This is a genomic window from Tolypothrix sp. PCC 7712 (assembly GCF_025860405.1).
GTDB lineage: Bacteria > Cyanobacteriota > Cyanobacteriia > Cyanobacteriales > Nostocaceae > Aulosira > Aulosira diplosiphon.
The window spans coordinates 7,267,402-7,291,231 of the sequence record NZ_CP063785.1; the positions used below are offsets into that span (position 1 = coordinate 7,267,402).

The 23,830-nt window shown below is 40.9% G+C and carries 28 protein-coding genes and 1 pseudogene; 17 read left to right on the forward strand and 12 right to left on the reverse strand.

The window, feature by feature from the left end:
- The first annotated feature begins 63 nt into the window (after window positions 1–63).
- The 3 genes from cydB (at window position 64) to HGR01_RS29620 (ending at window position 2,682) form a co-directional block, all read left to right on the forward strand.
- A complete protein-coding gene (cydB, locus tag HGR01_RS29610) occupies window positions 64–1,077 on the forward strand; it encodes a cytochrome d ubiquinol oxidase subunit II (protein WP_045868608.1) in 1,014 nt (337 codons plus the stop codon).
- 240 nt (window positions 1,078–1,317) lie between these two features.
- Window positions 1,318–2,142 (forward strand): nitrogenase iron protein, encoded by an 825-nt coding sequence (gene nifH, locus HGR01_RS29615; RefSeq protein ID WP_045868607.1) that lies wholly within the window; start codon window positions 1,318–1,320, stop codon window positions 2,140–2,142.
- A 186-nt stretch (window positions 2,143–2,328) separates the two neighbouring features.
- Window positions 2,329–2,682 carry a hypothetical protein gene (locus tag HGR01_RS29620; protein ID WP_045868606.1) on the forward strand — a complete coding sequence of 118 codons (354 nt, stop codon included), beginning with the start codon at window positions 2,329–2,331 and terminating at the stop codon, window positions 2,680–2,682.
- A gap of 188 nt (window positions 2,683–2,870) precedes the next feature.
- Here HGR01_RS29620 and HGR01_RS29625 read toward each other — a convergent pair whose 3' ends face one another.
- The gene (locus HGR01_RS29625) at window positions 2,871–3,896 is read right to left on the reverse strand and encodes a S1 family peptidase (RefSeq protein WP_045868605.1); all 1,026 of its coding nucleotides are present in this window, start codon (window positions 3,894–3,896) and stop codon (window positions 2,871–2,873) included.
- Between HGR01_RS29625 and HGR01_RS29630 the strand changes: the two genes are divergently transcribed.
- From HGR01_RS29630 to HGR01_RS29680, 11 genes are all read left to right on the forward strand, one after another.
- On the forward strand, window positions 3,885–4,151 hold the full coding sequence (locus tag HGR01_RS29630; protein WP_045868604.1) for a tyrosine-type recombinase/integrase: 267 nt from the start codon (window positions 3,885–3,887) through the stop codon (window positions 4,149–4,151). The two genes, HGR01_RS29625 and HGR01_RS29630, sit on opposite strands and share 12 nt — an antisense overlap.
- Before the next feature lie 107 nt (window positions 4,152–4,258).
- Window positions 4,259–4,381 carry a hypothetical protein gene (locus HGR01_RS29635; RefSeq protein WP_255325160.1) on the forward strand — a complete coding sequence of 41 codons (123 nt, stop codon included), beginning with the start codon at window positions 4,259–4,261 and terminating at the stop codon, window positions 4,379–4,381.
- A 264-nt stretch (window positions 4,382–4,645) separates the two neighbouring features.
- Complete coding sequence (locus HGR01_RS29640; protein WP_071989351.1) at window positions 4,646–5,776, forward strand: substrate-binding domain-containing protein; 1,131 nt, start codon at window positions 4,646–4,648, stop codon at window positions 5,774–5,776.
- 223 nt (window positions 5,777–5,999) lie between these two features.
- Entirely contained in the window at window positions 6,000–7,118 is a 1,119-nt protein-coding gene (gene nifV, locus HGR01_RS29645; RefSeq protein ID WP_045868603.1) for a homocitrate synthase, read from the forward strand.
- A gap of 354 nt (window positions 7,119–7,472) precedes the next feature.
- Complete coding sequence (locus tag HGR01_RS29650) at window positions 7,473–8,675, forward strand: substrate-binding domain-containing protein (protein ID WP_045868602.1); 1,203 nt, start codon at window positions 7,473–7,475, stop codon at window positions 8,673–8,675.
- A gap of 380 nt (window positions 8,676–9,055) precedes the next feature.
- Complete coding sequence (locus tag HGR01_RS29655; RefSeq protein ID WP_155539032.1) at window positions 9,056–9,211, forward strand: hypothetical protein; 156 nt, start codon at window positions 9,056–9,058, stop codon at window positions 9,209–9,211.
- Window positions 9,212–9,423: 212 nt separating this feature from the next.
- Window positions 9,424–10,257, forward strand: a complete 834-nt coding sequence (locus tag HGR01_RS29660; protein ID WP_228045143.1) for a substrate-binding domain-containing protein — start codon at window positions 9,424–9,426, stop codon at window positions 10,255–10,257.
- A gap of 365 nt (window positions 10,258–10,622) precedes the next feature.
- Window positions 10,623–10,838: a hypothetical protein gene (locus tag HGR01_RS29665; protein WP_045868599.1), complete on the forward strand. Its 216-nt coding sequence runs from the start codon at window positions 10,623–10,625 to the stop codon at window positions 10,836–10,838.
- A 30-nt stretch (window positions 10,839–10,868) separates the two neighbouring features.
- Window positions 10,869–11,567 carry an ABC transporter permease gene (locus tag HGR01_RS29670; protein WP_045868598.1) on the forward strand — a complete coding sequence of 233 codons (699 nt, stop codon included), beginning with the start codon at window positions 10,869–10,871 and terminating at the stop codon, window positions 11,565–11,567.
- Complete coding sequence (locus HGR01_RS29675; protein ID WP_045868597.1) at window positions 11,564–12,709, forward strand: energy-coupling factor ABC transporter ATP-binding protein; 1,146 nt, start codon at window positions 11,564–11,566, stop codon at window positions 12,707–12,709. The genes HGR01_RS29670 and HGR01_RS29675 overlap by 4 nt, the downstream gene beginning before the upstream one ends.
- Before the next feature lie 50 nt (window positions 12,710–12,759).
- On the forward strand, window positions 12,760–13,083 hold the full coding sequence (locus HGR01_RS29680) for a hypothetical protein (protein ID WP_045868596.1): 324 nt from the start codon (window positions 12,760–12,762) through the stop codon (window positions 13,081–13,083).
- Window positions 13,084–13,133: 50 nt separating this feature from the next.
- On the opposite strand, the gene HGR01_RS29685 is transcribed toward HGR01_RS29680, so the two are convergent.
- Entirely contained in the window at window positions 13,134–13,832 is a 699-nt protein-coding gene (locus HGR01_RS29685; RefSeq protein ID WP_045868595.1) for a type 1 glutamine amidotransferase, read from the reverse strand.
- Between the two features lie 58 nt (window positions 13,833–13,890).
- Window positions 13,891–14,475, reverse strand: coding sequence for a TetR/AcrR family transcriptional regulator (locus HGR01_RS29690; protein ID WP_045868594.1), 585 nt, complete (start codon window positions 14,473–14,475; stop codon window positions 13,891–13,893).
- A gap of 21 nt (window positions 14,476–14,496) precedes the next feature.
- Here HGR01_RS29690 and HGR01_RS29695 point away from each other — a divergent pair, with 21 nt between their 5' ends.
- Entirely contained in the window at window positions 14,497–14,730 is a 234-nt protein-coding gene (locus tag HGR01_RS29695) for a hypothetical protein (protein WP_045868593.1), read from the forward strand.
- On the opposite strand, the gene HGR01_RS29700 is transcribed toward HGR01_RS29695, so the two are convergent.
- Window positions 14,727–16,037: an IS701 family transposase gene (locus tag HGR01_RS29700; RefSeq protein ID WP_096621593.1), complete on the reverse strand. Its 1,311-nt coding sequence runs from the start codon at window positions 16,035–16,037 to the stop codon at window positions 14,727–14,729. The two genes, HGR01_RS29695 and HGR01_RS29700, sit on opposite strands and share 4 nt — an antisense overlap.
- 116 nt (window positions 16,038–16,153) lie before the next feature.
- On the opposite strand from HGR01_RS29700, the gene HGR01_RS29705 reads away from it, so the two are divergent.
- Together HGR01_RS29705 and HGR01_RS29710 are read left to right on the forward strand one after the other, a co-directional pair.
- Window positions 16,154–16,567 (forward strand): 2OG-Fe(II) oxygenase family protein, encoded by a 414-nt coding sequence (locus tag HGR01_RS29705; protein WP_228045522.1) that lies wholly within the window; start codon window positions 16,154–16,156, stop codon window positions 16,565–16,567.
- 191 nt (window positions 16,568–16,758) lie between these two features.
- The gene (locus HGR01_RS29710) at window positions 16,759–17,580 is read left to right on the forward strand and encodes an NADPH-dependent oxidoreductase (protein ID WP_045868591.1); all 822 of its coding nucleotides are present in this window, start codon (window positions 16,759–16,761) and stop codon (window positions 17,578–17,580) included.
- A 136-nt stretch (window positions 17,581–17,716) separates the two neighbouring features.
- Here HGR01_RS29710 and HGR01_RS29715 read toward each other — a convergent pair whose 3' ends face one another.
- The 8 genes and pseudogenes from HGR01_RS29715 to HGR01_RS29750 form a co-directional block, all read right to left on the reverse strand.
- Entirely contained in the window at window positions 17,717–17,920 is a 204-nt protein-coding gene (locus HGR01_RS29715; protein WP_045868590.1) for a hypothetical protein, read from the reverse strand.
- Window positions 17,917–18,456, reverse strand: a pseudogene (locus HGR01_RS29720) (IS630 family transposase); the annotation flags it as partial. The gene HGR01_RS29715 and the pseudogene HGR01_RS29720, both read right to left, overlap by 4 nt.
- Before the next feature lie 40 nt (window positions 18,457–18,496).
- Window positions 18,497–18,886, reverse strand: a complete 390-nt coding sequence (locus tag HGR01_RS29725; RefSeq protein ID WP_045868588.1) for a transposase — start codon at window positions 18,884–18,886, stop codon at window positions 18,497–18,499.
- Window positions 18,887–18,934: 48 nt separating this feature from the next.
- Window positions 18,935–19,936 (reverse strand): hypothetical protein, encoded by a 1,002-nt coding sequence (locus HGR01_RS29730; protein ID WP_052335093.1) that lies wholly within the window; start codon window positions 19,934–19,936, stop codon window positions 18,935–18,937.
- Between the two features lie 453 nt (window positions 19,937–20,389).
- On the reverse strand, window positions 20,390–21,394 hold the full coding sequence (locus HGR01_RS29735; protein WP_045868587.1) for a hypothetical protein: 1,005 nt from the start codon (window positions 21,392–21,394) through the stop codon (window positions 20,390–20,392).
- A 456-nt stretch (window positions 21,395–21,850) separates the two neighbouring features.
- Window positions 21,851–22,624 (reverse strand): hypothetical protein, encoded by a 774-nt coding sequence (locus HGR01_RS29740; RefSeq protein WP_045868586.1) that lies wholly within the window; start codon window positions 22,622–22,624, stop codon window positions 21,851–21,853.
- A 296-nt stretch (window positions 22,625–22,920) separates the two neighbouring features.
- Complete coding sequence (locus HGR01_RS29745; RefSeq protein WP_168160936.1) at window positions 22,921–23,088, reverse strand: hypothetical protein; 168 nt, start codon at window positions 23,086–23,088, stop codon at window positions 22,921–22,923.
- Between the two features lie 175 nt (window positions 23,089–23,263).
- Window positions 23,264–23,587 (reverse strand): transcriptional regulator, encoded by a 324-nt coding sequence (locus HGR01_RS29750; protein ID WP_045868584.1) that lies wholly within the window; start codon window positions 23,585–23,587, stop codon window positions 23,264–23,266.
- Window positions 23,588–23,830: the final 243 nt, after the last annotated feature.

Here is a 23,830-nt window from a genome sequence, read left to right on the forward strand (position 1 = left end):
AAAAATTATCTTTTTACTTTTGCCTTGTTCGGTCACCATCAATCAAACATTACTGGAGATTTCATGGAAGCCATAAATACGACCTTACCACTACTTTGGTTTGCACTTGTTGCTTTATTCCTCACTTTGTACTTAATTACAGATGGCTTTGATTTAGGTGTGGGAATTTTAACGCTAACTGCTGCTAACGAAGAACGCCGAGGGATTATTATCAATACCTTAAGTACAGTTTGGGATGCTAACGAAACTTGGTTGGTATGTACAGGCGGATTATTGTATGGTGCATTTCCCCTCGCTTACGCTACTATCGTCAATGCTCTTTATATTCCAATCACTTTGATGGTGATCGGGTTTATCTTCCGCGCTGTCTCCTTTGAATTTCGCGAACATTCTCTCAACAAAACTTTTTGGAATATTGGTTTTGGAGGAGGTAGTTTATTAGTAGCTTTGTCTCAAGGATTAATCTTAGGTGGCGTAATTGCGGGAATTAAAGTTGATGAAGCTGGTAACTTTATTGGTGGTACTTGGGATTGGTGGAATTTACCATCAATATTAGTAGCATTAACTGTAGTGCAAGGCTACGTTTTAATCGGTTCTACCTACTTAATTGCCAAGACAGAAGGTGAATTAAAAAGATATCACTACATTACCGCCAAATTTAGCGCTCTCACTACATTTTCTGGTGCATTAGCCTTAACAATTGCCACACCCATGTTCTACGAACAAGTGCGCGATCGCTTATTCCATCAACCAGAAGTTTGGATATTCGCAGCAATTCCCATTTTGGCAACTGGTGCAGTAGGGCTACTAATGAATAGTATTAACCTACGTCAGGAAAGAATGCCTTTTATCTGGTCAATAGTGGTTTTCTTAATCACTATTCTTGCCTTGGCTTTCGTGGTGTTTCCTTACATTATTCCTTTCCAAGTTACTATTTATCAAGCATCCTCTTCCCTTAGCTCCCAAGCCTTCATGATTGCTTTTATTGGCTTTTTTGTCCCACTTTTACTACTTTATAATGTCTATCTTTACCGAGTATTTCAAGGTAAAGTTATCAGCCCCCATTATGGAGAGTAAAAAGCTCAATTTTTGAGGAGTTCAGTTGAGAAAATTGAAAATACTGGGTTAGGTTTTGCTCCAATACTCGTCGGGTAAGGGGAAAAAGGGGAATGGGAAAAGGGAAAGAAAAAACCTTTAACCCTTAACCTTTAACCTTTTCCCCAAAACCAATTTTGTGTTCAAAACGCTTAACTGAACCAGATTTAATCTTCTGTCTTCGTATCACCAGACATCAATACACAAGATAGTAGAGATTTTATGCGGAAGATTGCTATTTATGGCAAAGGGGGAATTGGTAAGTCTACAACCACTCAAAATTTGGTGGCTGGACTCACCGAAATAGGTTGTAAAGTAATGGTTGTGGGATGTGACTCAAAAGCAGATTCTACCAGGTTGCTTTTGGGAGGATTGCATCAAAATATTGTACTCGACACACTGCGTAAGGAAGAAGAAGATTTAAATCTAGCAGACTTCCGCAAGGAGGGATGGGGGAAAACGCTGTGTGTAGAATCTGGTGGGCCGGAACCTGGTGTAGGATGTACAGGGCGAGGTGTTTTGACATCAATTGGTTTACTCGAACAACTTGGTGCTTATGATCAAAAGCTAAATCTTGACTACACTTTCTATGATGGTTTGGGTAATGTAGTATGTGGTGGCTTTGTCATGCCGATACGTGAAGGCAAAGCTCAAGAAATTTACATTGTCACTTCTGGCGAAATTATGGCAATGTATGCAGCTAACAACATTTGCCGAGGAATTCAAAAATATTCTCTGATAGGCGATGTCCGTTTGGGTGGATTAATTTGCAACTCTCGCAATGTTGATCGCGAAGAAGAGTTAATTCAGGCTTTAGCAGAGCAACTGGGTACTCAAATGCTCTACTCTATACCTAGAGATAATATGGTGCAACGAGCAGAGTTTTACAGTAAAACCGTGATTGAGTATGCTCCGGACTGTAAACAGGCGCAACACTATCGTAATTTGGCAAGGGCGATAGATCAGAATCAAAATTTTGTGATGCCAAAACCTTTGTCTAATCAGCAGTTGGAAAAACTGCTCATGACGTTTGGATTATTTGACTAGGACAAGAAGGGTAAAGGGTAAAGGGTAAAGGGTGAAGGGTGAAAATGAGAGATAGATATGTTGTAGGTGGTGTTGCAGATTGAGAATGGTATGTTGATTTCTGCTGTGATGTACTAATGACCGCCTATCATCCTCTCAAAAATTGGCGTGCAATACTTAAGTTTGTTTTCACTAGAAGGAAGAACAATGATGTTAACCGAAGAAATTTTAGTGCAAAAATTTACTACCGTAGCTAAGGAACGCTGTCCAGAAATCAGTAATTTACTTCAGTTCTGTCATATTGAACTTGTCAGTTTCTACTGGGGGGTGAATCCTAAACTTTGTCAATATTTTGTTGTCTACTTCCCCCATCAGCTATTTACCTCAATTATTGACTACAGAGATATTTTTAGAGATATTGCCCAAGATTTGGGGACATCAGAAGCTATCTGCATGAACGCTACACGCATTATCCGCGATCCTGGATCTAACCTGAAACAAACCAACCCTGTTTTGTGGTTGGAACTTCAATGGGTGGCAGCACAACATCTTGAAGGGTAAAATTTACACAACAGGCGTATAATTTCACATAGTTATAGTTAGTGCCACTACCTAGCGATCGCGGTAACGGCTAAAGTGAGCAGAGGTAGATAACCTCTAACTCAGCGCTAGTAGCTCTCAACCGTCCTCTGCATTTGAATTGTTGTGCTGCCTTTTTCTCTAAAATCCTCATAAAAGCTTAAAATTCGTTATTTTAACTTACTGAAAACTTGCTCATTCAAAAATTCCAGAATTTTAGTAGAAGGAACAGCTGCAAAATAAGGCAGTTGACCTTTCTCCTCAAATGAACCTGGTTCAAATAGTTGTTGAGTAACAATTCCTACAACCATGCCCATGCTATTTATAACTGGCCCACCACTGTTACCAGGTGATGTTCTTGCAGAAAATAGAAAGTAGTTGTGATTCCAATAGTTAGTCAAAAAGCAATTAATTTCCCCTTTGTGAACAAGTTGATATCGATCGTTAGCAGTAGGAATAGGGGGATAGCCAACAGTTACGATGTCATCGAGTATTTTAGGATCGGAGAAAAGATGAAATGAAGGTAAATTCACAAATGAATTTAGTATTATTGCTGCCAGATCACTGTTTTCTGAAAGAATAATCTCTTTCCATGTTTCAATTTGACCCTCTTTGTGATGTACTGCCAATTCATTATGATACTTAGCGACATGCTCGTTAGTAATGATAATACTCCATTTTTTTCCCTCAACTGTTTGACAATTAAAAAGAAATCCTGTTCCCAGGCTAGGGTCACCACTATCTGTTGTAACAACTATCTTAAAAACAGAATTTTGGTAATTTTGCACTATATAACTAAAACCGAATATCACATTCTTGAGTAAACCTCTTGAGTATAAGAATTGCGTCAGTTCTTCATTGAGGCTATAAGGCATATTATGTCCAAAGCCTAACAACTGTTGCTCAAATAAAATAAGTTCCTGGCAGAGTTTCTTGAGAATAATTTCTACTATAGAAACTGGAATGCCTTTTTGATTTGTGAAACTACTTTCATAAAAAAGAAAATCATTCACCGATAGATATCCTAGAGTAAGAGATGCCTCGTGATTTGAATTACCAGGTGATGAAAGCGGGTTGTTCTTGCATTTAGCAACAATATCTTGGAATAGTTCAGAATTTGTTGATTTAGAGGTGAAAAAAGCAAGAACTTTATCAACTAATTCCTCTTGATCGGAGATTAAATAATGCCATTCCATAGTATCCTGAGCTACCAAGTATATTGCTGCATAACTATAATTATTAGACGGAAACAAGCGGTTCATCAAGCTGATATTCAAAAAAAGGTAGGTTGTCATACGTTTCGTCATAGTTTTGCTACCCATTTATTACAAAACGGCTATGATATCCGCACGGTGCAGGCATTACTGGGAGACCAAGATGTAAAAACAACGATGAGTTATACCCATGTTCTGAATCGAGGTGGTAAAGCTATTCCTATTACCCTTGATTAATTAGGATTTTCTGTTTAACGGGATTTACGAGTCAGTTAAAATCTTTGAACCACTTTATAAAATATAAAAACTTTCTGTATTTATCTATACATAATTACTATAAAAAAATGAAGATTAAAAGTTTTTTTGGCAATTATTTTGGCGAAATGTATGTTATAGTTGCCTTAAGGGGAAATCAAACAGCAGTAAATCAACTAGCAACAAGTTTAGTTTGTCTACTGCAACAATGAAACCCAGTAAGTATCTTAGCCATATAAGCCATATATTATGATGTATGCAATCATCCGAGAGTATTAACAGGTCTTCCAATAGGAAAGGCATAAACTAGAAGACTTTCTTGCTATTGCCTAGATAAATTAATACCAATTTATGGGAAGAATGATTGCGATAGATGCATTGCCCAAAAGCTTGGTCAATCAATCTTTTACAATCCTCAATCCAAAATTGTATAAGTTTGTCTGCGGTAGCCGTTCTTGCAGGAGGAAGACAGCCTTATGAAGCTGGATGCTAATGTTTGCAACAACCTGAAGTCAATTAGAACTCGCTTAGGCATGAGTCAGCAAGATTTAGCTAATATAGCTGGCGTAACTCGTCAGGCTATTAGTAGTGTGGAATCAGGACAATATGCTCCTTCGGTTGCCATTAGCTTGCGTCTAGCTAAAGCGTTGGGTTGCCAAGTGGAGGAGTTATTTTGGTTAGAGGACGATTTACCAGAAGTTGAGGCAGTTCTTACTAAACCAGTTCCAAGTGAACAGCAATTGCGAGTCAGCCTAGCAAAAATTGGGGGACAATGGATAGCTTATCCCTTAATTGGGAAAGATGCTTTTCGTATGGAAATGATCCCCGCTGACGGTAAAGCACATATCCCAACAACTACAAATAAAGTTCAAGTTCAGCTGCTTGATGATATAGATAAATTGCACAATACAGTTGTTATAGCTGGCTGTACACCTGTAATTTCCTTCTTAGCAAAAGCAACTGAACGTTGGTATCCTCAACTGCGAGTTCATTATCATTTTGCTAATAGCATGGCTGCCTTGCGTAGTCTGGATAGAGGTGAAGTTCACATTGCAGGGATGCATTTATATGATCCTGAAACTGAAGAACATAATATTCCCTTTGTTCGTGAAGCTTTAGCTGATAGGAGTGCAGTTTTAATCACCCTTGGTATTTGGGAAGAAGGATTGATGGTGCAACCAGGTAATCCAATGGAAATCAAAAATTTGGCTGATTTAGTGGAATTAGGAGGAACCATCATCAACCGCGAACCTGGTTCTGGGAGTCGGATGCTTTTAGAACGCCAACTCAACAAAGAAAATATACCATTGGACATAGTCAAAGGATCTGAGCGGATTGTCCATAGCCATCAAGATGTTGCTTTAGCTATAGCATCAGGAATAGCTGATGCAGGTGTGAGTACTTCATCTATAGCTGCGGCCTTTGGTTTGGGATTTGTTCCCTTGCATCAAGCGCGGTATGACTTGGTAATTCTCAAAGAATACCTGGAAGAATCACCTGTACAGCAGTTCCTTGGCATCTTGGGACATCGGCTGGTGCAATCACAACTAAAAGTTCTTGGCGGTTATGACATCAGCAAGATAGGGGAAGTTGTAGCAACTATTTAATGAAAGGGCATGAAAGGGCATTGGGCATTGGGCATCGGGCATTGGGCATTGTGAATAGGAACAACTAGTACAGCACAGTGGAACAAAGTCTGGCTTTAAACCTTTACCTCTGACTGCATTCCGAGAATGTCTGCAAGGATGAGTCTCAAATCCTTGTATAGATTTGGTGACGCTTTTTGCATGAGTTTTGTTTACTCTCACTTAATTGATTGCAACTTTTATGATGAACAACCATGCTATTCAGATTAACGATACAACCCTGCGAGATGGAGAACAAGCCGCAGGTATAGCCTTTACTGTGGAAGAGAAAATTGCGATCGCCACTCTTCTTGATGCCATAGGTGTGCAGGAGCTAGAAGTTGGGATTCCCGCAATGGGGCTTGAAGAGGCAGAATCGATTAAAACCATTGCCAATCTGGGATTAAATACTAAATTGCTTGGCTGGAATCGGGCTAACTTGTCTGATATTCAAGCATCTATAGATTGTGGTCTAGAGCGAGTGCATATTTCTGTACCCGTTTCTGATATTCAAATTAATGCCAAGTTTCAAGGACGGAAACGACTAGTATTAGATCGCCTCAAAGATGCAATCAGTTTTGCACGCGATCGCGGTTTATCTGTATCTGTGGGTGGCGAAGATTCTTCTAGAGCTGATGAATCATTTCTCTTGTCTGTAGCTTATTCTGCTCAAGAATGGGGCGCTTTTCGATTTCGCTTCTGTGACACAGTGGGAATTCTTGATCCCGTCAGCACTTACAACAAAGTGAGTCGTTTAGTCTCTCATCTATCAATTGCGATAGAAATGCACATGCATGATGACTTTGGACTAGCATTAGCAAACACCTTAGCTGGTGTGAGAGCCGGAGCAGTATCAGTCAATACCACCGTCAATGGTATTGGCGAACGTGCAGGAAATGCACCCCTAGAAGAAGTCGTGATGGGACTCAAACATCTCCACGGAATTCAAACGGGTATAGATACCAAACGACTAGTAGAAATGTCGCAGTTAGTAGCCAAAGCCACCAACTATCCCGTACCACCTTGGAAAGCGATCGTCGGTGAAAATACCTTTGCACATGAATCGGGTATTCATGCTCATGGTGTGTTGCAAAATCCTGTCACCTACGAACCTTTTGCACCAGAAGATGTAGGCTGGGAACGCCGTTTAGTTGTAGGTAAACATTCTGGCAGACATTTGTTGCTGAGTGTACTGCAACAACATGGCATCAACCTCGGTCAAACGGAAATTCAATCGGTATTAGATGCTGTGCGACATCAATCTGTGCAAACAAAACGCAGTCTCACAGTTGAAGAATTACTCAGCCTAGTTCCCCAGAAGTAAGGGAGTAGAAGGAGAATTATCAGCATCTCAATATATGGGAAATGCGATAAAGCCGCTAAATTTGTAGCATTTAACGGCAAAATTAATCTTGTTATTAATACCTCCTGAGTTAGTAAAAATACTCAGATTTTTATCATTTTTATCATTTTTAATTATAAAAAATAAATTTTAAAATAATCTTAGATTATAAATCATCTAGTCTTTGTAAAAAATATTTGCCCTATGTATGATAAACTTGCGAAATAGTGAAATATTCCTAGTTTCTATAACCACATCAAATCCTCAATCCTTTGCTATTGCTTTGGTAAGTCAAGTTTTTCCCTGTGGCTTTTTCTAACGGAGAGATACAGCCTGATGAAAATGGATGTGAGTCTGTGTAACAATCTCAGATCAATGAGAACTCGCTTAGATTTAAGCCAGCAAGACTTGGCTAACATAGTTGGTGTCACTCGTCAGACCATTGGGAGTCTAGAAGCGGGACAATATGCTCCTTCTATAGCTATGTGCTTGCGTTTAGCCAAAGCACTTGATTGCAAAGTTGAAGACTTGTTCTGGCTAGATGGCGATCGCCTGGAAATTGAGGCAATAATTGCTGAGACGGACTCTGACGAACAGCCATCACAAGTTACTCTGGCGAAGGTTGGAGAGCAATGGATAGCTTATCCTCTAGTTGGCAACGATGCTTTTCGCATGGAAATGATTCCATCTGATGGTGAGACATTGGCAGAAAAAAAGTTCCCCAACATCACTCAACTAGCATTATCTCAGGATATTGTAAAAAGTAACAAAAGTTACTTGCAGAATGAGAAAAATAAAGTTGTAGTTCGATTGGTGGACGATGTTGATAAATTGCAAAATACGGTTGTGATTGCTGGTTGCACACCTGTGCTTTCTCTATTAGCAAAGGCAACGGAACGTTGGTATCCAAAACTGCGAGTTAATTATCGTTTTGCCCACAGCATGAAAGCGTTGCGTAGTCTGTGCCAGGGTGAAGTTCACATTGCGGGAATGCATTTATATGATCCCCAAACAGGGGAACATAACGTTCCTTTTGTGCGAGCAGCGTTAGCTGGTAGGAAGGCAATGATCATCTCCCTTGGAGTTTGGCAAGAAGGATTGTTAGTGCCAGCAGGAAACCCAATGGGCGTTAAGACAGTTGCCGACTTAGTAGAATTTGACGCGACTATTATTACTCAGGAACCGGGTTCTGCGGGGCGGATGCTTTTAGAACGAAAACTCCAAGAACAAAGAGTACCACTCCAAAGCGTGAAAAAGTTTGACTGCATCGCCCACAACCATCAAGATGTTGCCTTGTCTGTAGCTTCCGGTATGGTTGATGCAGGTATCAGTACAGCATCGATAGCTGCTACCTTTGGGTTGGGATTTATCCCTTTACATCAAGCGCGCTACGACTTGGTGATTCTGAAAGAATATTTGGAACAATCACCAGTACAGCAATTTATCAATATCTTGGGACATCAGGTAGTGCGATCGCATTTACAGGTTCTCGGTGGCTATGACATCAGCAATATTGGGGAAGTAATCGCAAATGTGTAAACTCTTCCAAGGCTGGGGTTAGACTGTCGGCAAATTGATATTCAAGATATGGGCGGTGCTTTTGCACGGTCTAATTTGTCTTCCATCATAAAATTTATCACTCAATCGATTTCATAAGTAAGTCGGTAGAAATGAATCAATTCAAAATTCAAAATATGATGTGTTTAGCAAACAGTTGGCAAAATTTTCTAGACAAAAAAATCCTACAATCGCTAACTTTATCACTCTACTCTATCAAACTTGGAATAATAGAATGAAAGACAGAAAAATCTGTATATGCTTATACATTAATTGAAAATATATCAGGTGTAAAAAGTCGATTTTTGCAAGGTATTTTTGCATGATGTATGCTATACTTGCGTTAAGTTAGAAGAAAAAAGATGTATTTATATTCTCCCGATATTAGGGAAGATAATATTCCTCTTTCGCGAGCCGACTTTGTGACGATCAAAGAACACTTGAAAATAGCACCAATACAGCAATTATGTAAGTATTTTGTGACTTGCATTAGTGCGATCGCAATTAGATTTTCTTGACGGTAAAATTAACCGTGCGATCAATACTTGCTGAATTAATAAAAACCAGATTCTCAGAATAAATATCCCGCTCATCTCCTTTCTCAAAAATCCGAAAATTAAACCAAATTATCGTTTGGCTAAATAATTGGGCATCATCCGTGTAAATCCTCAGAGGTTCTATGATTAAAAGAAGGTTTATCATTATAGGCTTGGCCTGTTGCTTGTCGGTTATGAGTGCTGGTGCTGGTAATTTACTAGTCCGACAACAACCAGCAAATGCACAATCAGCAACTAAGAAAAATGTCATAGTTGCTATGACAACCAGCATAGAAGATAGTGGACTTTTAGATGATTTAGTTCCAGCTTTTGAAAAGAGAACGGGATATATACTCAAAAAGGTTGCAGTTGGAACTGGACAGGCTTTAGCTTTAGCTGAAAAAGGCGAAGTTGACGCGCTATTTGTTAATTCACCGAAAGCTGAACGCAAAGTTTTGCAAGGTGGTGCTGTAACCAATCGCCGCTTAGTTATGCACAATGACTTTGTGATTGTGGGGCCATCTGCTGATAAAGCCAAGATTAAAGGAAACAAAAATGCTGTGCAAGCCTTTAACTTGATTGCCAAAAACCAAGCGTTATTCATCTCCAGGGGTGATGACTCAGGTACTAATAAACTTGAGAAAGATTTATGGCAACAGGCGAAAGTCACGCCTGCTGGTGATTGGTATCAGCAAACAGGTTCAGGGATGGGGAAAACTTTGCAAGTAGCTAACCAAAAATTAGGATATACCTTAGTAGACCGAGCAACATATATATTTCAACAGAAAAATATTTCAGCTTTGCAGGTATTAGTAGAAGGAGACAGAAAATTATTAAATCTCTACCATGTAATGCAAGTAAATCCGCAAAAGTTCCCCAAAGTTAATAGTGCGGGATCTAAAGCGTTTATTGATTTTGTTTTATCTTCTGAAGGACAGAAAATAATTGCAGATCACGCGAGAAAAGAGTTTGGACAGCCACTGTTTATTGTTGATGGAGGTAAGACGGAGAAAGATTACGGTTTTTAGATAACCTTAAATATCAAAGAATAGCCCGCTTTTGTCACTCTCCGGAAGGCTAATCGCTAGAAGCCTCATCAGGCAATCAATACAAGCTATCCTATTAGGAAAAAATGGGTGTTGTATTTGTTATTAGAAAAAAATCGTGTTAACGGGTGAGCGAAAAAAGGTGTGGGAGGTGTGGGGAGTGTGGGGAGTGTGGAGAGTCATTTTTTGGATACTTAGCCAGAAATCCCACACAAAATTTCGTTCACCCCGTGTTAACCCTTGGTAGATAAAAGCTCGCATAATTCAGAAATGGCAAATGTTTTCGGAGAGTGACAGAACAGGGATAGTATCAATCATTCATTCTTTTCTATACTAGGAGTAAATTCATGACAATCGAACAAAAGCCCAAAAGTGATCCACACAATCACACAGCAAAAATCAAAGGGAAGTTGAACGATCTAATCGCACACTTGCGTGAAGATATTACCAAAATCGAAGATCCAAAGGCTCAGGCCCTTTTTGAGACTACAGCTGAAGTTCTCAAGGGTCTAGTGAATGCTTACAATGATTACGAGCAGCACTCAGAAGAAGCCTGGAAATAAATTACTCTAGTGGGTTACCAAAATTGAGCTGTGGATACAATCATTGAAGGAGCAATCAGAGCTATTGAGTTATTAACAAGGGGCGATCGCGACGTTCTCCAGGTCATGATGATGACTTTGCTAGTATCTGGAACAGCGACGGCTATTAGTGTTGTGCTGGGTGTACCCTTGGGATTGTGGTTAGCTTTAACAGAGTTTTTCGGGAAACAGATATTAAATAGCTTGGTTAACTTTGGCATGGGATTACCACCAGTCGTAGTTGGCTTAGTCGTTAGCTTGTTTTTGTGGCGGTCTGGCCCTTTGGGCGATTTAGAACTGATGTATACACCCGCAGCAATGATCGTTGCCCAAGCATTGATTGCTTTCCCCATTGTCGCTGGCTTTAGTTTTGCAGCCATTCTCAGTATTAATCCTAAACTTCGCTGGCAACTGCTATCAATGGGGGCAACACCTTGGCAAGCTAATTTATTGCTGATCAAGGAAGCAAAGTTAGGATTAATAGCCGCAGTAATTGCAGGTTTTGGTCGTGTCATCTCCGAAGTTGGGGCCTCGATGATGGTAGGCGGGAATATCAAAGGACAGACAAGAGTTTTAACTACAGCGATTGTCACCGAAGTCGAAAAAGGTAATTTCGATGTGGCAATGGCGATCGCATATATTCTCCTGATCGTTACCTACAGCATTGTTGTATTGCTGACTATCTTGCAGCACGAAAAGAAAGTTTTATGATCAAAATTACTGGTTTCAAGTCCTTTGTCGCCTCTGCTGTAGGACGACAGAAAAATTTGGGGGGTGTAAACGAGTATGTCCTGAATATGCATCAGGTAAAAGTCGATAGCAAAACCCGCAAAAATATCCTGACAATTGATGATTTCGCTGTCCGTCCTGGGGAACTAGTCGCTGTGCTTGGCCCTAATGGTGCTGGCAAAAGCACCATGTTAAGAACAATCAATATGTTGCAGCCTTATCGCGGTCAAATACAATTGTTTGGTCAAGATGCCAGTTATGCCAATCAAACAAACTTGCGTCGTCGTTCGGCTCTGGTTTTTCAAGAGACATTACTATTAGATGACACAGTTTTTAATAATGTTGCCAGAGTCTTACAGTTTCGCGGAGTTCCAAAACACCAAATTAAACAAAGGGTATACACTGCACTAGAGACTTTTGGTTGCGAACACTTAGCAAATCGGTCGGCTCGTTCTTTATCTGGTGGCGAAGGTAAACGAGTTTGTATAGCCTCTGGTTTAGTAGCTGATTCCGAATTACTGCTATTAGATGAGCCTTCAGCCTCCTTAGATGTGGCAATCCGTCCGCAAATTATCGAAAAAATTAGACAATGGGCGCAAGACAGAGGATCGGCTGTGATATTAGTTAGCCACAACTTTACTGATATCTTGAATTTTGCCGATCGCGCGATCGCACTATTTGATGGTTGTATTATTCAGGATGATAAATTAGAAAACCTGATCCGCCGACCAGCTAATCAGCAAATTGCCAGACTCGTGGGCATGGATAATATCATTCCCTGTAAGATTAAGCCAGGCGATCGCGGTTATTTAATTAAGCTGGCAAACAGTCTAGAGTTTTTCTACCCTGGTGAACTTAAAACACCCATCACAGCCTGTTGTTTATCGAGTGATGCTTTCTATCTTGATCATACAAATTCTTCAATTCCCTACCAGCCAGGAGTCGTGAGACTAGAAGGACGAGTAGAGAGAATTTTACGTGGGATAGGCACTGATACTATTCGCTTTCAACTGGGAGAACAAATTTTGACTGCCAAATTACGCCGGGGTTATACATCCGAAAATATCTATCGTCATGGAAAAATTAAGCTGGCATTCAGCCCTACAGATGTACATTTTGTTTAGCGGCTAAACACTTAAATTAACTTCTGAATATTGACTATCTAGGGTGACAAATGAAATTTAGCAAATTACCAATTTTATCAAACTTTTCTATTTATTTTGACATCGGCACATGGCTATTACTAACAGCAGGTCTGTTATGTTTAATAATTTTATTATGGATTGGCATCATCATCATCGGCAATATTCTGTTAATCGGAAATGTCTTTAATCCCCACCAATCAACAATGCAAGTAAAGCTATTTTATAGCCTTGCATCTGTATTTTTAGGATTATTCCTAGCTATTTTTATGATTAATATTGCCGAACTTTCGGATAAAAGGTTATCAAAATCAGCAACCAAAATTACAGACAAATGGAAATCTCATTTATCATAACAGCCAGTAGGGTGCGTTAGCCTTTGGCGTAACACACCGTCCTCTACATATTAGTTAGTAGAGATAGCAAAATAATCTAAAATTTGACACATAAAAGTGTTTATTTTGCTAAAATCATCATCCCTTGCCAGCATTTCCTCAGCTTTTTGAATATATTTACCTGACACCAATTCAGCAGCACAATTTTCAATAATTTGGCTAACACTTTCCTTTGTTGATTCCAGGTGAAATTGTAACCCTAATACTTGATCACCATAGATAAAAGCTTGATTTGCACAGACTTCACTATAAGCTATTCGCACTGCACCTGGAGGTAAATCAAAAGTATCCCCATGCCAATGAAACACATTAAAAGACTGGGGAAATGATGCAAAGACAGAATAGTTATGGGCTTCTGGAGTCAGAGTAATGGGATACCAACCTATTTCCTTCTCTCGACCTTGATATACTTTAGAACCTAAAACATCAGCGATTAACTGCGAACCTAGACAAATACCAATGACTACTTTATTTTTCTGAATTGCTGCTTCAATAAAATCTTTTTCTGTCTTCAACCAAGGGTATTGATCATACTCATAAATATTCATCGGCCCACCCATGACTATTAACCAATCTAGGTCATCAACAGATGGTAAATTATCACCGTTATAAAACTGAGTTGCAGAAATAATGTGACCCTGCTGTGTCGCCCACTGTGCAATACTAGCAAGTCCTTCAAATGGCACATGTTGTAAGCAATGAATTCGCATAGATTTACCCCAATTTCACAGCCTTTTTGTATGATAAACCTGATGCGATTACCATTTTTCAAGATTTTGATGTTGTCTGAATTAGCATTACCGCCGCCTTTTTCGCCTGAGATGCAGTTGACCAACTTCCTTCCATTAAAGCAACTACGATCGCACCTTGTACGAGCAACAGCAGTTGTCTAGCTAATTGTTCTGGTAATGTAACTTCTGCTGCTTGAGCAAGTTGGAGAATATATTGGTATATCGATTGTTGATGTTCTAAAGCAACTCGATAGCCAGGATGGTCAGGATTAGCTAATTCTATTGAGGCATTCATAAAAGCACAACCCCGAAAATCTGGCCCTTCAAACCATTCTCGTAAAGCATCAAATATAGCTAGCAAGCGTTTAGTGGGATCGGTAGTTTGTTGTTCAACGGTGGTTTTCAGCCATTGACACCATTGTTCATGCTCTTGGCGTAACCATGCTTCAATCAAAGCATCTTTAGACTTGAAATGATTGTACAGCGACATCTTCGCCACGCCAGATTCCGCAATGATTCTGTCAATTCCAACATTGCGAATCCCCTCCCGATAAAACAAATCTGACGCTGTGTGCAAAATGCGATCGTAAACAGATTTACGCTTTGTTTTCAGTTTATTCATTGAGTCACATCCTTGGGAATCATGCTAAATCTTCAATTCATCCGTACTGCTGTCATGCAAACAGTTCCATATAACTGGGCTTTGGTGAAAAATTTGCTTTCACCAGAAGCTAGCTTAGAACTAACTGCAAGTTTTCCCCACCGAGAGTTTCAATTGTCAACAGGAGAAGGATATGGCTATTACTGGGGAAAGATACTCGCCTCTAGCCAAGATATTCCTTTGATGCTCAAATTTAACCCTCTTTTGTCACTCTAGGCAGAGGAAAAGTAGAAATCAGGGTGAATCAGGGATATAAAAATTGAACTGGTGAGGCTATAAATAATAGATTGAAGTTTAAAAAAACCCAAAGCTAATTGAGGAATAGGAAAAACCGTTAACCAGGGATATATCAGATTAAATAAAGTAAAAGGTTGAATAATCAAACGAAGATTGTTAAGAATGTTCTTCCAGCCATTTCCATTATCCCACCAAGGATGTGAAACAAATTTTGACTCTCGTTGTGATGGAGACTGAAACAGTTGCTCCGAATGCAGACTAACCATTAAATAAGCACTGCAAATAATTTCCCACCATCGCTCAATATCTGGGTAGTGAGTCAGGCGAAAATCTGACCAACCTAATTCATTCTTACTTTGTTTTAACCCGTACTCGACCCAAGTTCTTAAACCGTAAAAATTTCCAACTTCTCTTGGCGTAATGTCTGGATATTTACTCATCACATACCAAGTAGTGTTATCAGGCAAATTTTCTGGATCTGTAGTAATTTGCCAATATCTAAGTTCTCCACGTTTTCCCGGAATAATTTCTCTAATAAATCGATTTTCCCGACTCAAGTCAGAGAATACCCTTTGAAACTTCTGCCACTTTAAATATTGAATATGTTGTCGTGGAAGTATTTCTACATAATGATTTGACCGAATCGCTACTATATAGTTCAAGTTTAGTTCATCTAATACAGATATGAAATTCTTACCACTCTCTCCATATAAGCTATCTGCAAGTACTAAGTTGAATTTAAAACCCATTGATTGTAGCTTTTTTATCAGTATTGCTGCTATTTCTGGTTTAGTGCGGTACTTATCTCCTGCCTGTAATCTTTCCCTGGGTTTATACACTTCAAACAGTAATGGAAATGTCATCCCACAGAAAACACCATATACTGTCACTGCCACAATTCCATTATCTGTTTTTCCCAAATTTCCTATATACTGCCGTTTCACATAATCTGTCTTGCTCCCTTTCTTTTTATCCCCTGTCTCATCAATAATTAAAATGATTGGTCTACCTTTTAGCACTTGTAAAATTAACTCTAACCTTAAGGTTCTTAACTTTTCTATATCCCAAGGTGATGTAGTTAGAAAATGATGCAACCCTTGCTGGTTATCTAATCCTACGATTTTTGCTATTTCTGGCAATGTTTTACGTTTTAGATCAGAAATGCAGCCTACATGGAGATATTTAAAAGCCTCGAAACTCCTAACATCTGGAAACAGACTTTTATACCACTGGCAATATTCGTCCACAAATTTGACTGTTGGTGCGGCTGGACGGGGCTGTACCATGCTCTGTGTCTTGGTTCTAGCATTTTTACCTTATTATACTACTGCCAGAGTGACAAAACAGGGTTAAGGACGATCGCTGGCGACAGCGTCTAGCACAAGGACGACTTACCAGTGATTTGAGACATCTGAATCATGTCTGGCGACAGTTAATACAAGGACTCTGGACTGATACTTACCGCACCGCCTTAGCAGAAATGTCAGGGTTAGACCTCAAAGACTGTGTGATGGATATTGGATTTCGGCAATATAAGTCAGGACACCAACATTTTCCCCACACAGACGAACCGAATAAAGTCTTAACTCATCTGCTATTTTTCAATCAACAATGGTCTAGAGATTGGGGCGGCTGTTTGCGAATTCTCAAAAATTCCAGACCAGAATCAGCCTTTAAAGATATTTTACCTCTAAGTCATTCGTCTGTGGTCATTGTGCGCTCAGAAAATTCTTGGCACATGGTAACGCCACTAAATACTCCTGCATCTGAGAGTCGATTAGCTTTACGAGTTGCTTTCTTTCGGAATGTTGAGTGATTTTTTTGTTTAACGCAAAGGAACGCGAAGGTACAAGCAGCGAAAAGTTCCTCGTTCGCGCAAGCGTTCCGAAGGAAAGCCGGGTTTCCCGGCGTAGGAAACTTTTCAAGACAGAGGTACGCTGAGAATTTTTGATTGAGTGCTGCTTTGATGGAGTTTTTTGCAATCTCGAAATATTTGGAGTTTTAACTATGACTAATCCGATAGAAATACTGCGATCGCGCTACGGTGAAATTCCCTTCGATGACAATATTCCCTGGAATGACTCTGTAGGGACAATCTTATCTCATCGTTCAGTCCGGTCTTATTTACCCGATTCCATACCACCGGGAATCCTAGAGTTGCTAGTAGCTGCGGCTCAATCTGCGCCGACTTCCGCCAATCTGCAAAGCTGGAGTGTGGTAGCGGTGGAAGATGAACAGCGCAAAGATGAATTATACAGACTGTCTAATAATCAAGCCCAAGTCAAACAAGCGCCTGTATTCTTAGTTTGGTTAGCAGATTTAGGTCGTTTGGCTCATATTGCTGACAGTCGCGGATTAGATAATGTGGCGCTGGAATATGTAGAACTATTGGTAAAAGCCATCGTTGATGCTTCCGTAGCAGCGCAAAATGTAACTGTAGTTGCAGAATCCTTGGGTTTGGGAACAGTATATATTGGCGCAATTCGCAATAATACCCAAGAAGTCGCCACATTATTGAATTTACCACCTTTTGTGTTTCCTGTATTTGGGCAGTGTCTAGGTTATCCTAATCCGGAAGTCCAACCAGCAGTGAAGCCGCGTTTACCACAGTCGGCGGTTTTCCATCGAGAAACCTATAAATTAGCAGAACAAGAAGATGCGATCGCTCATTACAACGATATTATGAAACAGTTCTACACCGAACAAAACATGAATGTTGTTGGTGATTGGTCAGAACATTCTGCCCTGAGAATCGCCACTTTAGACTATCTCAAGGGATGCAAAAACTTACGAGAGACTCTCAATAACTTCGGCTTCAAGCTATTTTAAAAAATCTGGTCAGAACAGTCCGCCCTGAGAATTCCCACCTCAGACTATCTCAAAGGATGCAAGAACTGGCGTGGGGGATATGCAGATGCGATCGCAATTTATGAGTGAAGTGCGATCGCCTCACAAAAATTCCAAACTATCGCTTTACTTGAGCCACAGCCGCCTCAGCATTAATCAACCCACTACCGAAATAATACTGCTCTGCCGACACAGGTTTAGCCTTACCAAACACCCCAGAAGGACGCACATATGGAAAATCTCCGGCTGCACCAAACCCCACATCTGCTTGCAAGCGGTAGCGATTGATGTCACCTTTACTCAGTGTTACAGCAATTTTCAAGTAAATAGACCACAGTGATTGAACCAACCGAAGGCATCATCCTCAGTAATATAATTTACAGCCTCAGCCATTGCTTGGTCGAGTGATTCAAGGGTACGGGCCTCAGAGGAACGGAGAAATTGCTTTAGTTTAGACCAACAAAGCTCTATCGGAGATAAGTCAGGAGAATAGGGTGGTAAAAATTTGACCTTTGCACCGACTGACTCGATAGCATCTCTGACACGCTGGGCGTGATGAACCTTAAGATTATCCATGACAACAATTGCCCCTTTCCACAACTGAGGTACTAATATCTGAGTCACATAGGTCAGAAATACCTCAGTATTTGTACTTCCAGGCACAGTCATTGAAGCGACTAGCCCATCAAGGTTCAAAGCACCAATCAGAGAAACGTTTCCACCTTTACTTCCAGGAACACTGCCAACTGCTCGTGCTCCGTCTACTGCTCTGGCAAACAAGCGCGACATTGACAAATTCAGTCCAGCTTCATCGACAAATACCAGATTTCGCACGTCAATTTTATCTAACCACCGACGATAGTCATGTCGTAATTCCTGTACTCGTGGAGTATCCTGCTCACTTGCGTAAAGACTTTTTTTTACAACGTAAGCCCAATTTTTCTACAGCGCGGTGCATTGTGGGAATGCTGACCCTGACTCCTGTACTTTCTGCAAAGCGATGCCTGCGGCGGGCTACGCCTACGCATAATTCTCTTAGTAGCAAGTCATTTTTTTCTTCCACCCAAGACTGAATCAGGATGAGATGTTCGTTTTGAATCGTTGGCTTTTGGTGTCCCCCACGTTGTTTCGCTTCAATTTCTCCATTTTGACGATAATGACGCAGTAGGTTTCGTACAAATGACAAGCTTACCTTGAATCGTTGAGCTAAGTGGCGTTGAGAGCCTTCCTTTGCTTCCCACCCTGCAATCACACGACGGCGCAAATCCCCTGAGTAAGATACTGGCATCGAATCAAACAATCACTTCATATCTACTTTACCGATTTTGTGGTTCAATTACCTGAAAATTGCTGTAATTCGCCGCAAAGCGTTGCTCACAAGCAAACCTTTGCCAGCCCCAGGAATACCAATAATTAAATGGTTAGAAATCCGTTGTGACATCTTCTCAATCACATCAAGTGTTTGCGGTATTTGGGGACTGTATTCATCAATGTGCGTGTTAGTGTCTGAAGTTGGTGAGTAAGAAATACCAAGCCGTAAATCAGTTGTTGGTGCAGCTAAAGGTAAGTGAGCAATAGGTGGAGGTGGTAAGTTGATTTGGGGAGCCTCTAATTGTGGTGGGCGTATTTGTTGAATAGCTTGAACGTGGTGGTAGTTAACTCTAGGGTCAACTGAAACTTTGGCAAGATGCTGATTGAGTTGGTCAAATGTGGGGAAAACACCACGAAAATTAACAAAGCAATCAAGCAAATATCGGTAAGCGTAAAAGCGTTTCCCAGGTTCCACAATATTAATAAACTCAGTTAAGGTATGGGTGTGCTGTCTGAGCATGGCAAATTCATAACGCTCGCAGGGTTCTAAATGATGCATCAAGTCAACAAATTCGTTTTGATTTGAGAACCATTCTTCTCTGGCTTGACTATCACCCATCGCTGATAAAAACTCAAAGAAGTTACCTCTAATGAAGGGTATGGGGGCAAACTGATGGGAAGCATTCATGTCAGTTGCAACCGCCCAAACATACCCAGCACTGGCAATCAACGCACCGATGGGTGCCAAAGGACTGGTAGCATAACATACCGCTCCAATTGCCCCACCTGCAAGAGTGATGAGTTTCGAGAGATTCATCCCGGCTCGCTCATCTTTGGCTCTAATTAATAGCTGATCAGTGCGTTCAACTAACCAAGCAGCAACATTTCCCGCTTCCAGGTGTTCAATTGAAGGATAATCTTCTCTGAGCCGGGCAGTTTCTAGCGTAGTTAAAGATGGTACTCGGTTTTCCTGATTAGCCTGGTTGTGATTAGATGCAGGGTCTGGTTGATAATTGAGAAAATCCATAGATTTCACCAATACTGATTATCAAAATAGAATTCAGGAGTCAGGAGTCAGAATTCAGTATGAATTCTGTACGACTGGCGGATAGCGTAGCGTAAAGCCTTCTCTTCTCCCAAGGGGAGACGCTACGCGAACGAGAGGCTTGTCTGCGACACGCTACGCGAACGCCAACGGCATAGCTTCTCCTGTCGGAGAGGCTGCGCCCTAAGCGAAGCTATGCCGTAGGCTTTACGCTTAGAGCGAGTCCTCGTTCGCGCAGCGTCTCGTAGAGAGCGTCTGAATAAGTGGGTTTAAGACCCCCGCTAAATTTTTAATTTAGCGGTCTACAACTTAGTGGCGGGTCTGAATTCCCCACTATCTGAATCCCCCACTAATTGCATTCTGACTCCTGACTTCTGACTCCTGACTTCTGACTCCTGACTTCTGACTCCTGACTTGTGACTTCTGGATTCTTCTTCATTTGGTTAATTTCCAGATGGTGTAGCCAATTTCGCCAGCCATCATTGAGCCTAAGTTGTAGACAAGGCAGGCAAGAATAGTACTGGGGTTGGTGAAGGCGAAAGGGTTGCGTCCAACGAAGGTGGTTGTCAGGTCAAAAATCCAAAAGAACAAAGCAACTGCACCGCCTGTGTGTCGTTCTTTCATCCCTGCGACCTTATAATCCCGCCACAATGCCTGTGTTAGGTCAATGCTGCCACTGGGTTTGCCACCTAATGTAAACTGCTTGGAATATTCAAACTCAGTTTTCGCTTCTTCTGGGCGTTTACCACGCAATGTTCGAGCTTGATCAACTTTACTGTGATGAAGTTGACTGGGACTACTAACATCTTGGAAATGTAACCATTCTTTGATTAAATCAAGCGGGTAGTTTAATAATTTACGAATTTGTTTTACCCGTAAATCTTGAGGATGTATTGCAGATGTTACAGTAGTTTGCTTTGGATTTGATTGTGGTGGTACAGGTTGAACATAATCGACTGAATCTGAAGTTGGAGTTAACTGAGATTGAACATCACGAATAATTGTTGCCCAATCAGCGTTAGGATTCCATTCTCGGCGAATGCGAGTTTTAGTTATAGCGTCATAAAGATTGCAGAACACTGAATTTTCATCACCAGGAGTAGCAACAATGATTAAAGGCTGAGTAAAATCTTTAACAACAGATGCAGCTAATAAGAATGATTTTGCAAAGTTGGTTTCAATGCCACTGCGGACGATATAGATTTCATCGGCTTGCACAACAATATCTAATTTTAAATTGTCCTTGCCTTTGAAATCCTTATCTGTTAGTCTTAGCTCCAAAACATAACCTGTTAATGCTCTTTGGCTCACAGGAATCTTTTTATCTTGTTCAATTTCACAGTTATACCAAGCATAAATCCTACCATCAACCTCCAATTTCTTCACGTACATGTAAATTGGCTGTGGTGGATTACCTAATCCGAGTTTTATTTCAGCCATAATTAGAAATCATCCAGTTCAGTTTGGCTAGAATTCAGAAGTCAGGAGCCAGGAGTCAGAATGGAATTAGCATAACTTGTCAATTTTCATCTTATTGAAATTGATTCAGCGCTGTTCGTTGATTTAAACCCAAACTTTTTTAATAAGAATAATTCAGAAATCAGGAGCCAGAATTGAGAATCGAATTCTGTGCGACTGGCGGATGAATATTGGTTTAAAAGCGAGTGGAATTGTGGGCGAAAAGAATTAAAATATTCTGACTAATTAAAACTCCATCCCTACCCTACGGGAACACTTCGTGAACATGGGTGGAGTATTCTGACTCCTGTATTCTGACTTCTGACTCCTATTTATGATTAACTCTTTTGAATGAATCTAATAGGACTTCTCACGTCCGACTTATTGTGATGATATGGAGGTGGTGGGCGGATTGTGCCCACCATATTCTCTCTTAAACTACGCGATTAACACCATACTCTCTGGAAGTGGCCTGTACTCCATCAGCCGCTTCCATTCCTCAGTTGTCAGTTGATCAAACGGCTGATCCAACAATTCCTCGCAAGACCTAGTTTCAAGACTAGGCAATACTTCGACCATCGACAACGACCACACGGCATCGAATGCAGAATCACAGGGTACTTGCTGCTGATGGTCTGATGATGCTCTTCTCACCCACCAGCGACCGTCAGTACATCCTGCCGAGCCTAGCTTTTTGTCGTTGTTGTAAATGCCATCGTCGAGAAGTTCAAAGCCAAACTTTTCGCACTCAACAGCAATTTGTGCCATGACTTCGTTACCAGTGGCCCAATAAGCAAGGGAGCAGGGGAGCAGAGGCGCAGGGGAGAAAGATTCTTGCCCCTCCGCTCCTCTGCACCTCTGCCCCTGTGCTTCTTTTTGTTGCACAGGCAGTGTGCCTTGCTTGTAGTGCCAGGCGATGTGGCTATGGCACTTGGCCCAGCTGTTTGCACGGTGTACTTCGGTTGAGTTCACCAAGACTACCCAGCGTTGGGTTATAAATTCGTCGTGGTCGTAGGTGATGCTAGCTATTAGTTTGTCGCTAACGTAGATTTCGTAGTCGTAGCAGGTGATTTCGACAACTCTAAATTCTTCAGGTGCTAAAACTTCACCCTGTTGTGTGATGTGCTGCTCTAGTTGGGCTTGAGCTAGAGCTTGTTCGTCAACAGCAAAAGAAGCAAAAATTGCTTGCTGTGCAGGTGTTGTATGGGTCATAATGAAAATCTCCGTAATAGGAAAAAGGCGATCGCAAAGTTTCTCAGGCTAGAGCGATCGCCTTTGTTTTTGATGTTGTACAAAAGAGCGCTGTACAAATGAAACGCTCTCACAACAGAATCAGCGAAGCTGTACAAATCTTTGAATTACGGGTGTATATTCGATAAATAACCAATTTTTCAGACTTAGTTAGGTCATCGGAATCATCTCCGGTGGCTTGAGCATTACAAGTTTGGCTTCCGGCTGCTAATCCCGGTGGCATTGGGTTTTGTGGGTACCTAAACAGAATTCAGGAGTCAGGAGTCAGGAGCCAGAATTCTCTTGCTTGTATTCTGTGCGACTGGTTCGGCAGTCTGGTTCTCCCACTTAAAGGAACCGCCGTTAGCACAGCGTAAAGCCTTCTGGTGCGTCGGCTGCGCCCTAAGCGAAGCTATGCCGTAGGCTTTACGCTTAGAGCGACGCAAGAGCGTCACCCTTAGAGCGAAACAGCGTTTTTGCACCCCCATCAAATTGAAAATTTGGTGCTCTTCTCCCTCATAGAGACGCACTTGCGTTCAATCAGTCGCAGGTTTGAATCCCCAACTGATTGATTCTGACTCCTGACTCCTTCTTGCTCTCCCTAACAATATAGTGCAACCTTTAGTTGCATTTGTCAACCCCTAATTGCACAATTTTGGTTTCTTTCAAACACAGTAATTCAGCCAAGGTACAGCCAAATACTTTACATAAGCCAGTAACGAGTTCTGGGGAAGCACTTTTGACCTCTGTGAAGGTTTCCATCCGGTTCAAATATTGCCGAGACATATCTACGTCATATTCAGCAAGCTTTTTAGATAAAGTTACTAATGGCATATCACCACGCAATGAGCGCATTTTCTGCCCGCGCTCCTTTGTCCATCTAATAGATACCACTTCAGTTAGTGGTAACATTACAACCTCTTTTATCTGTTCTTGGCTGGACATATTATGCAATCTTTAGTTGACAAAAACAAGAGTTAAGTGCAACTATTAGTATCGAAGAAAAAGCGGAAATTACCACTAATTGCAAGCTCGTTAAGTGTAACCCCTGAGCATTAGGCTCAAGAGGTGTGGGAAAGGAAAAAGAAAAGAATTTTTTAACGCTAACTTATTCCTAGTTCAGCCAATGCATAAACCTGCAAATAACTATGCGTTAACTAGCCAGACTTCGTAATCAAGAATTCAGCA

Excerpts from the sequence above, each read along its gene's own strand:
- cydB (WP_045868608.1), top strand. The coding sequence starts at position 64 with ATGGAAGCCATAAATACGACCTTACCACTACTTTGGTTTGCACTTGTT.
- nifH (WP_045868607.1), top strand. The coding sequence starts at position 1,318 with ATGCGGAAGATTGCTATTTATGGCAAAGGGGGAATTGGTAAGTCTACA.
- HGR01_RS29620 (WP_045868606.1), top strand. The coding sequence starts at position 2,329 with ATGATGTTAACCGAAGAAATTTTAGTGCAAAAATTTACTACCGTAGCT.
- HGR01_RS29630 (WP_045868604.1), top strand. The coding sequence starts at position 3,885 with ATGCCATTCCATAGTATCCTGAGCTACCAAGTATATTGCTGCATAACT.
- HGR01_RS29625 (WP_045868605.1), bottom strand. The coding sequence starts at position 3,896 with ATGGAATGGCATTATTTAATCTCCGATCAAGAGGAATTAGTTGATAAA.
- HGR01_RS29635 (WP_255325160.1), top strand. The coding sequence starts at position 4,259 with ATGAAGATTAAAAGTTTTTTTGGCAATTATTTTGGCGAAATGTATGTT.
- HGR01_RS29640 (WP_071989351.1), top strand. The coding sequence starts at position 4,646 with ATGAAGCTGGATGCTAATGTTTGCAACAACCTGAAGTCAATTAGAACT.
- nifV (WP_045868603.1), top strand. The coding sequence starts at position 6,000 with ATGAACAACCATGCTATTCAGATTAACGATACAACCCTGCGAGATGGA.
- HGR01_RS29650 (WP_045868602.1), top strand. The coding sequence starts at position 7,473 with ATGAAAATGGATGTGAGTCTGTGTAACAATCTCAGATCAATGAGAACT.
- HGR01_RS29655 (WP_155539032.1), top strand. The coding sequence starts at position 9,056 with ATGTATTTATATTCTCCCGATATTAGGGAAGATAATATTCCTCTTTCG.
- HGR01_RS29660 (WP_228045143.1), top strand. The coding sequence starts at position 9,424 with ATGAGTGCTGGTGCTGGTAATTTACTAGTCCGACAACAACCAGCAAAT.
- HGR01_RS29665 (WP_045868599.1), top strand. The coding sequence starts at position 10,623 with ATGACAATCGAACAAAAGCCCAAAAGTGATCCACACAATCACACAGCA.
- HGR01_RS29675 (WP_045868597.1), top strand. The coding sequence starts at position 11,564 with ATGATCAAAATTACTGGTTTCAAGTCCTTTGTCGCCTCTGCTGTAGGA.
- HGR01_RS29680 (WP_045868596.1), top strand. The coding sequence starts at position 12,760 with ATGAAATTTAGCAAATTACCAATTTTATCAAACTTTTCTATTTATTTT.
- HGR01_RS29685 (WP_045868595.1), bottom strand. The coding sequence starts at position 13,832 with ATGCGAATTCATTGCTTACAACATGTGCCATTTGAAGGACTTGCTAGT.
- HGR01_RS29690 (WP_045868594.1), bottom strand. The coding sequence starts at position 14,475 with ATGAATAAACTGAAAACAAAGCGTAAATCTGTTTACGATCGCATTTTG.
- HGR01_RS29695 (WP_045868593.1), top strand. The coding sequence starts at position 14,497 with ATGCTAAATCTTCAATTCATCCGTACTGCTGTCATGCAAACAGTTCCA.
- HGR01_RS29700 (WP_096621593.1), bottom strand. The coding sequence starts at position 16,037 with ATGGTACAGCCCCGTCCAGCCGCACCAACAGTCAAATTTGTGGACGAA.
- HGR01_RS29710 (WP_045868591.1), top strand. The coding sequence starts at position 16,759 with ATGACTAATCCGATAGAAATACTGCGATCGCGCTACGGTGAAATTCCC.
- HGR01_RS29725 (WP_045868588.1), bottom strand. The coding sequence starts at position 18,886 with ATGCCAGTATCTTACTCAGGGGATTTGCGCCGTCGTGTGATTGCAGGG.
- HGR01_RS29730 (WP_052335093.1), bottom strand. The coding sequence starts at position 19,936 with ATGGATTTTCTCAATTATCAACCAGACCCTGCATCTAATCACAACCAG.
- HGR01_RS29735 (WP_045868587.1), bottom strand. The coding sequence starts at position 21,394 with ATGGCTGAAATAAAACTCGGATTAGGTAATCCACCACAGCCAATTTAC.
- HGR01_RS29740 (WP_045868586.1), bottom strand. The coding sequence starts at position 22,624 with ATGACCCATACAACACCTGCACAGCAAGCAATTTTTGCTTCTTTTGCT.
- HGR01_RS29750 (WP_045868584.1), bottom strand. The coding sequence starts at position 23,587 with ATGTCCAGCCAAGAACAGATAAAAGAGGTTGTAATGTTACCACTAACT.